The sequence below is a fragment of the Natrinema caseinilyticum genome, assembly GCF_024227435.1.
Classification (GTDB): Archaea; Halobacteriota; Halobacteria; order Halobacteriales; family Natrialbaceae; genus Natrinema; species Natrinema caseinilyticum.
Genome location: NZ_CP100445.1, coordinates 601,466 through 615,118 on the forward strand (window position 1 = coordinate 601,466; position 13,653 = coordinate 615,118).

General features: G+C 57.9%; 5 protein-coding genes. 1 reads left to right on the forward strand and 4 read right to left on the reverse strand.

From position 1 onward, the window contains the following. Window positions 1-35 precede the first annotated feature (35 nt). The 4 genes from NJT13_RS02905 to NJT13_RS02920 all read right to left on the reverse strand — a co-directional run bounded on the left by NJT13_RS02905 (window position 36) and on the right by NJT13_RS02920 (window position 11,648). Window positions 36-4,499 (reverse strand): bifunctional RecB family nuclease/DEAD/DEAH box helicase, encoded by a 4,464-nt coding sequence (locus tag NJT13_RS02905; protein WP_254523994.1) that lies wholly within the window; start codon window positions 4,497-4,499, stop codon window positions 36-38. Between the two features lie 116 nt (window positions 4,500-4,615). Further along, the gene (locus NJT13_RS02910) at window positions 4,616-6,619 is read right to left on the reverse strand and encodes a tRNA-guanine transglycosylase (protein ID WP_254523995.1); all 2,004 of its coding nucleotides are present in this window, start codon (window positions 6,617-6,619) and stop codon (window positions 4,616-4,618) included. A 103-nt stretch (window positions 6,620-6,722) separates the two neighbouring features. Further along, window positions 6,723-9,944, reverse strand: a complete 3,222-nt coding sequence (locus tag NJT13_RS02915) for a hypothetical protein (protein WP_254523996.1) — start codon at window positions 9,942-9,944, stop codon at window positions 6,723-6,725. A gap of 342 nt (window positions 9,945-10,286) precedes the next feature. Further along, window positions 10,287-11,648 carry a hypothetical protein gene (locus NJT13_RS02920; RefSeq protein WP_254523997.1) on the reverse strand — a complete coding sequence of 454 codons (1,362 nt, stop codon included), beginning with the start codon at window positions 11,646-11,648 and terminating at the stop codon, window positions 10,287-10,289. Between the two features lie 521 nt (window positions 11,649-12,169). Here NJT13_RS02920 and NJT13_RS02925 point away from each other — a divergent pair. Then, complete coding sequence (locus NJT13_RS02925) at window positions 12,170-13,579, forward strand: DEAD/DEAH box helicase family protein (RefSeq protein ID WP_254523998.1); 1,410 nt, start codon at window positions 12,170-12,172, stop codon at window positions 13,577-13,579. The last annotated feature ends 74 nt before the right edge of the window (window positions 13,580-13,653 follow it).

Consider the following 13,653-nt stretch of genomic DNA (forward strand, 5'->3'; position numbering starts at 1 on the left):
TAGGTTGATCGTTGATCTATCAATATTCATGATAGTTAGTTCTCCTGGTCGGCGAAGCCAGTGTATATCGAAAGGTCGACTGCTCGACTCTCGAGTGCTGGGACATCTTTCCCATCAAGCGTGGCGGTCGCAGCCGGGGCCTCACCGCGAACGAGTCCGTCGTAAAGTAGTTTCCAGGACTTCTGTTCGGCATACTCGCTCGCGTCAGTCGACCCGGCCCGAAACAGCGACTTCGAGGCGATGATGACCAACTTCTGTCGCATACGGCTGGCCCCGACGTTGAACCGGTTAGGGTCAAGGAGGAAGTCAGCGAGCGCGTTGACGTACCCCTGATTACCGGCCGTCATCGAGAGGACGATTACGTCCCGTTCACCGCCTTGGAACTTCTCGACGGTATCGACCTGAACGTGGCGAGCGAGTTCGTATCGGAGTCGGCGCCGCTGCAGGCGGAACGGCACCACGACGCCGGCGCTCACCGCCTGTGGTGATCCGCTCTCGGTCGGATGGCTCGTCGGGAGTGCGTCGACGACGCGGCGGGTAATAGCCGCCTCGAGAGGGCTCTCGCGCCGTGCCTGGTTTTCATCGTGGACGATGAGCGTCACCCGCGGGTCGGGATCGAGTGCAGCACGTAACCAGCCGCTGTCGAGCGTCTCACGGACGTCAGGTATCGTCGAATTGTCGACGCCGCTCTCCAGCGAGATATCGTCTCGACTGTAGAACAGATCGGTCTCGAGGTCGGCCACCGGCTGTGGCAAGCGGTAGGTGACCGTGAGCCGTTCCATCGGCAATACGGCATCGGGGTCGTTCCACTCGGGCGGCTCCCGCTCGAGATACGAAAGGTCGGCTCCGACATCACCGCGAAGGAATCGGACGAAATCGAGTACCGACAATGCGGGTGTGTGTTCTTCGATCGGCTGGCGGTCCTCCTCCTCCCAGTCGTGAGCCTGAATCGGTTGCATCTGCCGGTGGTCGCCGACGAGCATGAGCTGACCGTCGCTACGGAGAAACGCCCCGACGAGGAACAGTACCGGTAGATCCATCATACTGGCCTCGTCAACCAGCGTCGCGTGGAACAGTCGAGATTGGCCGTCGGCCATCAACTCCTCGACGGTGCCGTGGGCGTCACTTTTCTCCGTAACTACGTTGTTAAGTGCGTTACGAATCGTAACCGGCGTCGCGAACACGATGACCCGTGAATCGTCGTTCATCGTCTCGTCGAACAGGTCCAGCAGTTCCTCTCGGTCGTCGCGGTAGTGGAGGTCCGTGACGTTCGGCGGAGTCTCTCGGTACGTCAGGGACGACCGGACTCGAATGAGGGAAAGATCCTCCAGCAGGTTCTCCGTCTCGAGGCGTCGTAACGCCTCGACCACGTCGTCGACTAGTTCGTCGACTGCCGTGTTCGAGTGGGCAGCACAGAGGCCGTTGAATCCCGGTCCGTGGGCGTACGCCCGCGATAACACGGCCGGTGCAGCGGCGTAGCTCGTCTTGCCGGTCCCCGGTGGCCCCTGCAGTGCGGTCACGGTATGGTCGACTTCGCGGACGAACGACGCCTGCCTGTCGTTGATTTCGTCGGGCATCGCGGTATCGAACGCCGTCAGGAACTCATCGACTTGGTCGTCCGAGCACACGAACTCTTGGAGCGCAGTCGGGTCGTGATCCTCGTAGACCGAGACGAGACGATTATGAACAACGTTCTCTTCGGCGTTGGCCAGCGCCTTTCGAGAGCGATAAGCCGCGTAGTCGTCGACGGCTGGATCAACGACGAACCGCTTACCGCGTTGAATTAGCGTCGTATCGTATCGTCTCCCCCGCTGGCTGACGAAGTGATCAGCGTCGGCCGCGGCGCTCTCGTCGGATGTCCAACCGTAGTGCCAGGTCATGTTCGGGTCCGTCGAGCGCGGCCAATCGCCGTCGTCCCAGACAGAGAACAGCGAGACGGTGTCGTTGTCGACCCGTTCCACGACGGCGAGCGTCGAATTAGCGTAGTACTCTGGCTTCGCCGGCGTTTCTACGAGTCGGCCATCCGCTTCCTCGAGCGGCGTGACGACGACCCAATCACCCGGGCTTATCGACAGCGGTGCAGTGTTGCTTGACGAGGTTCCGTGGCCGACATCTCTAATGACATCGCCGCGGATCGTCGTCTCACCGGCGGCGGGCGTATGTGTACACTCGAACGCGACGGCATCGCCGTCGATGACTCGCTGTTGGAGCGGCCGGCGGTACTGAGCCTCTAACGTTTCTTTTCTCGCACCGTGGTTGAGCTGCTGGTACTCGGTGCAGGCCCGCTGAAGTGCCGTCTCCTCGAACGCCTCTTCGGTGAGATTCCCGACTGTGATCAGCTCTTTCGGCGTGAACGCGTCCTTGAATCCGATCGACCGTTCGACGTAGTGGATGGCGTGACAGATAGTCTCGACGAGCGCGTCGATTTCGTCCAGCGAGATGCGTGGCGATGTCGGCCCATCGTAGTGTCGATACCGTCGGATACGTTCTCTCGTGTCCTCGTCGTCGACGTCCGACAGTTCGAGCCGGTCGAACTCCTCGCTCGCCCAGACGTACTCGAGGGGGAGCGTATCGCGGTGGCGCTCTAAGACCGGGTACGTTCCGTCTCGGTAGTGTTTATCGGGAACAGTGTACCCCTGGTCGAAATCGAGCATGACCCGCATTCCGTGGTCCTCGAGAGGTAAGGCAGTTTTGAAGAATCGCTGGTCGAAAACCTCTGTGATGTCGTATTCGTCGTTGGCCCAGGTATCTCCCCAATCGAAATCGTAATCTCCGTTGTAGAACTGTCCTACCGTCTGGACGAGTCCGAGACCGGGGTAACGCAATGCATGACGCTCGCGGAACTCGGCTGTGAGAATGCTGACCGCTTCTTGGTCGATCTCCTTCCGGAGGCCCAGTAGCTTTCGGAGCGCAGGACTCCCGTCGGCGTCAGGATGGCGCTTGATCATATCGACGAGGTGGTCACGCTGGCGTTCGCTCCAGCAATAGAGATGTATGTACCCGTCACCAGGACTATAGTCTGGGTCTTCGTCTGCGATATCGGGTGCGACCGTCTCGACGGCCGCTGCTAACTGCTCGATGAAGTCCGTCAGAAGACGGCGCTCCTCATCGTCCTTCGCTGCTGGTTCCTCGGGCAGCGCAGTCGGCCGGGCGACCACCACCTCAGGGTCGTTGCCAGCGTCCTCGTAGCGCGACGACGTGACCAGAGCTCCGAGATAGGCGACACGGTTCCGGACGTGGTCGTGGACGACCGTTGGATAAACGCGAACGAGCGACCGCTTTGGATAGTTGTCCCATTCGCTATCCCAGCTATCGTCGTTCGGGTCGTCATCTGGGAGGTTCCGGCCAGTCCCGACCAACCAAGTCGGCCACGGGCCGTCGTCGGCCCGTTGTTTCCACTCACGGTCGTACGCCGGCTCGAGTTCCCGTCGGAACCGGTGAGCGAGCTGGGCGAGTTCGCTGAGATCGGATCTGTCCGCCTCCTCCTGCAACATCTCGACCAGCGACGGATCCGCTGGCTCGAGAGCGTCGTAGTTCGTCGGCGTCCGATCCCAGTTATCCGTCGGTATCTCGTAGAGATCGGCGACATCGGCGATCGTCGTGACGCCATGTTCTCGGAATACTGTTTGCGTGCTCTCGGGGAGCTGGAGCAGGGCTAAATCTTGGTTGACCACGTCGTGAGCGAGACACTTCGCACGGTGGGAACAGCCCTCGCAGGTTGCGTTCAGCTGATGTGCTGGCAGTCCGTCGGTATCATGGAGCATCTGGTCGACCGTTCCACCGTGCTCCAGCAGTAGTTCGACATCGTTCGTTAGCGGGCGGCGATCGAGCCTGGGTAGCTCGTCGAGTTCTATGCCGCCGGTTGCCGTCACAACGGACGCCAGGTCCAGTTCCTGGGAGGTCACTGATGCGTCAATTCGCACTCCGTCGATGTCATCGAACAGCTTCTCGAGCGCGAGTGCGTACATCGCTGCCTGTAATTTGTGGTGGGTAAGCGTCTCCGTTGCCGACTTAATCTCGACTACTCGGACACGGACACCCCGTGCAGTCGGCTCGACGAGGACGACGTCGGCGGCACCCTCGACCGTCCAGGCCTTGAGCTTCTGTCTGACGGGGACTTGTGAGAGGACAAGCGGTCTCGCATCGGGGTCGCCTACTCGTTCCGTGACTCGCTGACGCAGGCGGATCGCGTCTTCATCGACATTCCCGCTCCAATGTTCGTCGAACTCGTCGGCGAGATGATCATCGGCCGGACCGATTGAATGGACGCGGGCGACCAGCAGTGCACCAAGCTGATCGCGTTCGTGCGCCGTGCCCGTCGCCTCGAGAAGCGGACTCAGCGGCACGTCCTCGACATTCTGTTTCGCGAACTGCTCGACGACTTCATCGGTGTACTCGTGTGCCAGGTAGGCGGGACACTGGTTGAGACTATAGAACTGTGCGATGCGACTAGGATGGATCGTTGGGCGATCGTCCGCCGAGATTCCGTCGCCACTCATTTGAATCGCACAGCCCGGTCGAGGACTGTTACTACCCTCGTGTCCTTCAGATATTTAAATATATAACCGATCGGTAGGGTTTCTATACATTTTTAATAGAAGTAATATTAACGAGACTACGTCGACTCGGCTACTTGAGTATTAAGGTACTCGACAAGTTCTCTGATATTACTCGAGCGGAAAAACTCAGTGAGTTGCATCGCCTTCGGATCCCGTGGGAAGACAGATCCACGGCCGTACTGCTCGAATGCGTCCTCGATGACCTGCCGGTAGGTTTTGCTCGTCACGTAGCCGACGACGTGGTCGAACTGATCACCGTACCGCTCGAGGTACTCGACGAGACGATCGGTCACGAGTTCGATCTGGGCGTGATCCTCCTTGGCAAGGACGTACTCGTACTCGAGGACCGGCTGTTCGGATTCGCACTCCTCCGGGACCGGTCCGTACATTCCCGAGACTGTGACCTTGTGGATGTCGTCCCGGCGGTCGCCGAGTTTGTCTCCTAACACGGAGTGCGTTCGCGATTCCGAGTAGGGTTTCTGCTGGCTGCACGGAACGACAAGCAGGACCTTTCTATCTGCGGGCGGTTCGTAGTCCCGCGCAAGCACATCGAAGTCGTTGGGGCTGTGCTGTAGCGAGATTGTTCGATTCTCCGTCGTCTCGTCGACGCCGGCACCGAATTTCGAGAGTTTCGATTGGTCGCTCGTAATGTCGATCCCTGCGACGAGGTCGTATGCTTCTCGTTTCTCGATATCGCGTTGGAGACCCTGATTTCGAAGCTGAGCCTGCTTGAGTCCCTTCTTGATTTCGTCGTCCCGTCGGGCGAACTTGATGACGTAATCTAGGAGCGTTCCCTGTCGGATCTGTTCGCGGACTCGCGAGAGTTCCTCGTTGTAAACTTCGAAATTGTGTCTAGCGAGGTGGCCGTAATAGTCACTTTTGATGTACTCGTCGTTTTCTTTTCGGCGCTCGCGCTCGTCGTAGGACATGTCGCTGTTGAGGATTTGCATCATCTCCTCGTAGCTCTCGACCGCACTGTCGGGGCCACAGAGCGTACAGTTGCGCATTTCACAGGGGAATTCACCGCCGTCACCGAGATGTGCCTTGAGGTCATCCAGTTCGATGTTGTCCCACTTATCGGGTAACAGATACTTGCGATACTGGGCGGTCTGCATGTGACTGGAGCAGTCGAAGGAATCGACGCCGAGAAGGGCGAGCAGAGACACCTGTTTCCCCCCGACACCGAAAACGTGGAGTCCCACCTCGTCGGAACGCGACGCCGGGATGGCGTCTTTCGCACCCTGAACAATGTCCACTAAAATGTCGATACTGCTCCGCAGGGGGACGAGCGACCCGATCGCGAATCCCTCGAACGCGTGCTCAAGGCCGGCGTCGTCGACTTGCTCGAGGAAATTGCCGACGTACCAGTTTATGGTCTCATAGTCGTGCCCGTGGAGTGCGATGAATACGCCGGGTTCGTCTCCTTCAGCCTTCCGCCGCTCGAGGTGCCGTCTGGCTCGCTCGTTGTCACTCTGACCGTCCGTTAGCAGCGACGGCTCTTCGATGATCCGTAAACAGTCGACTGCGCTCTCGATACTGCGCTCCATTCGCTTGAACTTCTCCTCCTCATTGAGCTTCGGCGGAATCGGATAATCGAGCGTGGCAATAATGTCGCTGCCGAAGTCCAGTTGCAATCCGAGGATACTCGCGGGATTTGTATACAGTCCCCAGTCGTTCTCGGCCCCGCCTTCGGTCGGAGCCTTACCGAAGGTGTTAGAGTTCATCAATTTGAACCCGCCGGAGTCGATGAATATGGGCGAGTCGAGATTCTCGAACCGCTCGTGGAACGTCTCGGTCCGCCAGAATTCGTTTAGATTTTCCGGGGAGACACCGTAGTCCGTGAAACTCATCGCTTGAAACATAATCCCCTGGAGATGATCGCGAGAGATGAGATTATCGCGCATCCGTCTCCAGACGCCGCCCGATTCCTTCGTAGTCCCGCCAATTAGGTTGATTACAGGAAAAAGCGCTGGCGTCTCGACTGGCCCGTGGGGGATATCGAGTTCACCCAGACGGCCGTACCCGTCGTCACCCACCGACGTCACCCGAAAATCTGCCATTGATCACACCCCGGTACTCGACAGTCCCTGATAGATTCTTCGTCTCTCGAACAACCGCTTCCAGATTTCTACCATTTTCCCAATAATACGTAGTCCCGGTTGTTTATCGGGTCCCAACCGTCGCTCTGATAAGCTGGACGCGTTGTGCTGAGACGCCATCGACCGATTCAAGCTCTTCGTCCGCAGCAGTCTGAAGATCGATCAGGCGTTCGTAGCCAGCGTCACGTAGCGCCTCTGCTACCGAACCAGACACTCCACGGACATCTTCGACCGGCGTTGGGGTGGATTCCTGCGTGTCCGATGGTGGCGAGACCGACACGGGGTCGTCTCCCGAGGGCGTTTCGGTTTGTTCCGCTGTTGCCAACTCACCTGAAGCTTCGTCGTCACTCATATCGGACACTTCGTCGATGAGAACGGGTGGTTCAGCCGGAAATTCATCGAGGAGTGCCCGTGCTCGCTCGAGTTCTGCCTCGGATTCGACGAGAACCGGCAGCGGGACCTCACTCTCGGGTGCGACAGGTACGACCCACGACGAGAGTCCCGAAAGCGAGTCCTTGAGAAGTACCATGACCGCACTCGAAGGGCGACGAACAGAGACGATGTTGAAGTCTGTCACGCGGTCTCCCGTGCCGTGCTCCTCTCGATAATCGTGGATCGAAATTTCGCTTCGATCTACCTGCTGTTTCCCGTAGCCACTCTCTTGCTCACCGTAGCCGACGTCTGTGATGATCGACCGAATGTCCTCGATCCAGCAGACCAGTGGATCTGAGTCCGAAATGTCTGATTCAGCGGATTCGAGAAGCGCCTTGTGAATTATACCAAGACTACGGAACGCGTCGTAGTGCTCGGCAAGCGGCGATATATCGCCATCGACACCGGTTTTCGAACCTATCTGGCCCGTCGAATCGCTTTCGTCGCCGATCTCTCGGTCCTCGACTGTTTTGCCCACGTCAGTTTCCCCCTCGTCTTCGTCCGACCGGTTTCCGTCGTCACTTGTGAAGCCGTCGACTTCGGAATCCGGTTCCTGTGTAGAAACGGGCGCGTCGGTATCATCATTACTGGTCCGCCCGACCCGCCCGGCAGTCGCTCTGTTTCGGACGTTGGGCTGTGCCTCATCACCGAAAGCCGCGGAGAACCAGTCAGTGGAGACGGCAGGACAGTCACCCTCACTTTGCTCGTCAATTGCGGCCGCGTAGGCCGATTCGATGACAGTTGACTGGTCGTCACCGTAGATACTCGGTGCGCCCTGCTGCTCAAGCGCGACAATTTCCGACTCGATCCCATCCTCGATACCGACAGACGGCGGTTTGAGGATACCGTCAGTGTCGGGTTCGAGCACTTGCCCGAAGAACTCAGCGACCGTCCGGACGAACGACTCGCCGTCAGGCTTGATCGTCGCATCGGCCGGCGGAACGCCGACTACGTGGTAGAAGTCGACCGTGTCTTTCCCACCAGCGTCCCGAAGCAGACGACCCAGACGCTGGACGAGTGATGCGTTGACGCCGCTCCCAGGACGTGCGATGTTAATCCCGACTTCGACGGACTGAATATCGTTACCCTGTCCAATGCGCTTGCCGGGGCCAATGAGCACCTTCTCGTCGGTATCGACCTCATCGAATGCCCGAATAGTGTCGTCGTGATCAGTCGCAGACCCGTCTGCCTTGAGTCTCTGGACATAGCGGTCGTCGTCACGATCGTACAGTGCCTCCCAGATTTCCTTGGCTTCGCCGTACGATCGCGTAAGTACGAGTGTCGGTCGTTCCTCAGAAAGTGCTTTTTCGGCAATCTCGATGACGGGTTCGAGATCAGCCCTGAGGTTGAGTCGGTGGATTGTCCGATTACTCACACCGCTAGCTAAGGACTCGAGAGAGTCGGTTGGTGCAGTACCGTCGTCGCCAGCTTCTCGCAGTCCCGTGGCGAGTGCTGATCCAGAGACGTATTCACCGGCCATCGTCATCACCTTGTTCGACGAAAGTTCGGGCGCGGCGTCGGCGAGTGCGTCCGGTTCGAGTCGGTACGTTCCGGCGTCGTAGTCGGCTACCTGGTTGAACAGTTCGGCCGTCTCACGGAACTGGGTGAACGCGTCGGAGTCGGTGATGTCGGTAAACGAGAGTGTCCATTCGAAATCAGGAATAACGCCATCGGCAAGCGCGAGTTCGTGTGTGTACCGATACACGAGCGGGAATGGACGGTCAGATTGCGCGACCAGCGACTCCAATTCATCGGTGACACTCCCGGTCAGTGCGAGGACTGGGCACGGAGACTCCACGAACTCGAGCAGATGGTCTCCCCATCCGGACCGCCCTGAGTAGTTGTGTACCTCGTCAAAGATTGCTAACCGATAGTCGCTTGGATCGACATCGGCGAGCCCCCTAGCCGAACGAATGTCTATCCGTCCCCACGGGAGCTGGATGCCACCGTCGTCGACGTTGGTGAACGACGACGGCGTGTGACAGTGGTCCTGAAACAGCCGTGCCCACTGTACACCGAGTAGATCGTCGGTCGTGACGATGAGCACATCGTTCGGGCGGTCACGGTAAGGTTCGGGAAGATTTCCATCGAAGATGTCATCCAGCCGCTCCTGGTCGGCGGGATGAAGCGACCCAGAGTCCACGGCGTGTGCGACGGCGGCCAGACCGAGCACTGTCTTTCCAGTCGCCGTCGCCATGTCAACGTACGCGTTCATACCGTGGTGCAGCCAGAGGGCAAGACCCTCAAGTTGGTGATCCCAGAGTTCGGTCGTCAGATCCAGTGACGCAAGTTTCGTCGTCAGCGTCTCTGGATCGTCCGACTCCGGCAGTGCAGATTGAACCATCGGTGCAAGTTCGGGTACCGTCGTCAGCTCTGCGACCAGCTCTCGGGGGGTCTCTGCATCTGCCCTAAGCTGTCGAGCGAGCTGTGCCTTCTTCTCACCGGCCTGTCGCTGAATGGTTCGTACAATGATCCGGGAGAGAATCTCTCCAGGAGGCACGTCGTGCCGGTCGACGTGCTCGAGTCCGTCTCTGAGCCCGGCGAATTCCACTAAGAGGTCTCCCAGTCGGAACCGGTTAGGTAGCGCCGACCGCCGCGAACGGTCGCCGGTCAGCGCGGCGATTCCCTCGAGATAGTAGTCACGAGCTGCCTGCTCAAGGTCGGTGCCGTCGGTTAGATACTCCGGATTCGACGAGCCGAGTCCGATTGCGTAATCGCCGTGAGTGACGCGACTCGCAACGTAGTCAATCCGACCCGGCCACTCGGTTTTGTCGAGCCCGCTGAGCAGGTCAGACTTGAACGTCGCTCCGCTATCTATCTGCTTCTTGAACGGACTGAGTGGATCGTTTGCCATATATAGTGTACCCGAATTAGCGTCCTGTGTGACACCCCACCACACGATCTATTTGCTTCTTATTACTCCCAATATTACATATTCGTTTCCAATACTGGTTGTTATTACTACATTTTCCGATGTCTGATTGCGGCCTGCAAACTGACAGAGACCGCATATATATCATCGGAAATCGGACCATTGTACTCCCCCTCGATCATCGATCAAATATAAATTGAAATGCACGGCAAAGTCCACATCGATAGCTTTCGGCCAAGACGGGGCCGGTTTGTGAACCCGCTATTACTTACCAAAGCGAGAAGCGGTCTCGTGGGTATCCTCGCCGGTCAGGGCGGGAGGAAGTCAATCAAACGTGCTCGCGGTCCAGATGTGGCCACCTGCACGTCCGTGGACGTCATCCATCGCGATAAGTACGTCGCGGACAGCTTCCCAGAGATCGTTTCGGTTTCGATCCGCGAGTTCGACTGACTCCCAGACGGTTGTTTTGACCGCCGATGTCCGCACGAGGTTCGCGTCATCGATCATCGTGGCGGCTGCGATAGCTGCGTCAACGACCTCCGCTCGGGTGAAGTCTCCGACCATCGGCTCGTCGGTATCTGCACCGTCGGAGCGGGAGTCAGTCGACTCCTCAAGGGAAGGTGCTCCGTCTTCAGTCGATCGGCCGTCGCGCCGACTCTCACTTCCACCGCTCGGTCGGTGGACGTGATCGCCAGCGTTAGACGCCGTCCCTGCCGCAGTGCGATCACCCGCGGTGGCCGCCGCCTCGCGAGTACCAGTTGTCGATTCCGACGTTTCGGTCGTAGTCGACTCAATATCACCGGTGTTCTGTGTCGTCTCTGGCAATTCAGTCGCCGAATCGAGTTCGTCCTCAAGCGGGGCGAACGATTCGGCAATCTCACCGAGGATACCGGCTTCGTCTTCAACTTCTTCGATTTCGACCGATAGTCTCGGCTTGGGCGACTCGGGCTCATGCTCTCTGAGATGCTCGAGCGGATCTAGGTCAGGGTTTATCAGCAGCGGCTCGAACTCCTTCTGTTCAAAGATTCGCTCGTGCTCAGCGGCGATTCCACGGAGCGCTTCGTCACCGTCATCCGTCACCTCGTATTCCATCCCTCTATTGACCGAAATATCGGCTTTTTCCGGGTTGGATCGTCGGTGGCTGTCGTCAGTCGTCTCCATCTTCGGTCGGATGAGGTGACTTCGGACGAATCGCGTGAAGAAACTTTCATCATCACGATCAACATCTGACACCGACCGAAGAAGGTCCCTGAGAACGAACGTCTCTCGATTTGCCATCGCCTTCGCTAAGGCGATATACTCGTCGTACGTCGCGGTGAGCCAGAGCATATCGTAAACGATCGGACTGTACTCCGCCGGGGGCCGGGGAATGATATCCGACAGGAATTCGAGATCAGCGGACGTGAAGTCCTGGCGGAGTAGCTGATATTCGCCAGACATGCCACGGTGGAGCTGAATCTCGAACAAGCCTCGGTAACGAGTTGCGAGCCTTACGAGTGCCCAGTGGCGGTGTTCCGGTCGGAAATATATCGTGTGAACACCGCTCGCAGCGGACTTTGAGGGGACGAGCCGAAGGCTCTCGACTTCGTGCTCGCGCCTGAAGTGCTGTGGTTGTGTCTCGAGTTCATCACTGAATAACGGCCCCTCGAGAAGGAGTGATACCGGATAGCCCGTATCCGTAGTCATTTGTACTGAATTATTTGACGTTGTACATAGTCTCTGTGGGCCGAGGTTATTACCGATCGTCAATACAAATATAGTGGCCGCTGCTTCTGTTTTCGCGCCATCTTCGAAAGGATACAGTCCGGTCTAGGAGTAATAGAGAGTCTCTACAATCGAGACTGGCTCGGATCCTAACCGGGAAACTCCGAGACGGAGCAACCAGCAAGCGAAACAGCTGACGACCCAACGACGATACAGCGGAGTCTGATGGCATTCTCGACAATCTAATAGACGAGTTCGATGACCTCACACTGGAACCGTTCGGATGACGGTTTCGTTGATCGGTCTTCTCGCCGTATCGTCGTGAGCGACCTTTCGACAGGAAAGGTAAGTACCACCGAATGAAACGTCTCATCAGTACTGATGAAAACATTCAGATGTTTGATACAATTCTACCCATCGGACGGATCAAAAGGAAAAGTCGGCGGCATTGAAACGCGTGACTATACGAAGCAAAAGCGTTCCGGAAGGATCCGAGAGTAACGATGACAGCGCTCGAACCGCCGGATTGGATCGAACCGCGAGGGTATCAGCGGACAGCCATCCAGCGGTGGGTCGATGCCAGCGGTAAGGGGATTCTCAACATGGCGACCGGAACCGGAAAAACGATTACCGCGTTACTCTCTGCCACTCACGTCGTTAATTCGCTGGATACGGGACTCTTCCTAGTCATCGCAGTTCCATACCAACACCTTGTGGATCAGTGGACCGAAGAGTTGGAGGCGTTCGGTGTCAGTCCAGTGTTGGCCTACCAGTCGCGTGCAAACTGGCAGCCCCGTCTCGAGCGCGAACTCCTCGAATTCAACCATGGCTCCCGGTCTATGTGTGTCGTTGTCACCACGCACCGGACGCTCTCAATGGAACCGACGCAGCGAACGCTTCAGCGGGCAACTGGACCGATGATGATCATCGGCGACGAAGTGCACCACCTCGGCGCCGAACAGATGCGAAAGGGACTCTCACAGGAGTTCGGCTTTAGATTAGGGCTGTCGGCAACGCCAGAACGGTGGTACGACGAATCTGGGACCCTGGCGCTCAGACAGTATTTCGGTGAGACGGTGTTCGAGTACGGGCTCTCACAAGCAATCGACGCCGGCGCACTGTGTGAGTACTACTACGTCCCCCACATTGTCGAACTCGCTGCAGAAGAGATCGAAGAATATCGGCGACTGACGGCGAAAATCGGCCGTCTAGCGGCGTCAAGTTCTGACGATGTCGCACTCGAAGACAACCCGGCGCTCCAGCAGACGTTATTCAAACGTGCGCGATTAATAGGGACGGCGCAACGGAAACTCGATGTCCTCGTCGATCTCCTCGATCAGGAGTCGGAGGTGAGCCATACGCTCGTCTACTGTAGCGACGGTTCGACCGGTGTCGAACCGGGTACAGGCGAACGACACGTTGACGCGACGACCGACCGACTCAGAACGATGCGCGGTCTTACTGTCGAGCGATTCACTGCACGAGAGTCACAGTCCGAACGAGAGCAACTGCTCGAACGTTTCGATGTCGGTGAAATTGACGTACTCACCTCGATTCGCTGTCTCGACGAAGGCGTCGACGTGCCAGCAACGAGAAGCGCATACATCCTGGCGAGTACGAGTAACCCACGTCAGTACGTCCAGCGCCGCGGTCGGATTCTCCGTACACACCCTGGGAAAGAGTTCGCCGTCATTCACGATTTCATCACCGTCCCAAGCGTTAACGGCCGGCCAGCGTTTCTCTCGGGGAGCGAATACGAGGCAGAGCGTCGATTGCTCAAAAAAGAACTCGAGCGCGTCTCGACGTTCGCAGACGCTGCTCGCAATCATCCCGACGCGGATGTCGATGGCGTGCCGACAACTGACGGATCACTACAACAGCTCAAGCGACAGTACGATCTTCTCGGGGCGTAGGGTCATTCGTCTTTCCTGTCGTACTCGGCCACATGACGGCGAGGCACTCTATCGTTATTACATATACACGAATA

Excerpts from the sequence above, each read along its gene's own strand:
- NJT13_RS02915 (WP_254523996.1), bottom strand. The coding sequence starts at position 9,944 with ATGGCAAACGATCCACTCAGTCCGTTCAAGAAGCAGATAGATAGCGGA.
- NJT13_RS02905 (WP_254523994.1), bottom strand. The coding sequence starts at position 4,499 with ATGAGTGGCGACGGAATCTCGGCGGACGATCGCCCAACGATCCATCCT.
- NJT13_RS02910 (WP_254523995.1), bottom strand. The coding sequence starts at position 6,619 with ATGGCAGATTTTCGGGTGACGTCGGTGGGTGACGACGGGTACGGCCGT.
- NJT13_RS02925 (WP_254523998.1), top strand. The coding sequence starts at position 12,170 with ATGACAGCGCTCGAACCGCCGGATTGGATCGAACCGCGAGGGTATCAG.
- NJT13_RS02920 (WP_254523997.1), bottom strand. The coding sequence starts at position 11,648 with ATGACTACGGATACGGGCTATCCGGTATCACTCCTTCTCGAGGGGCCG.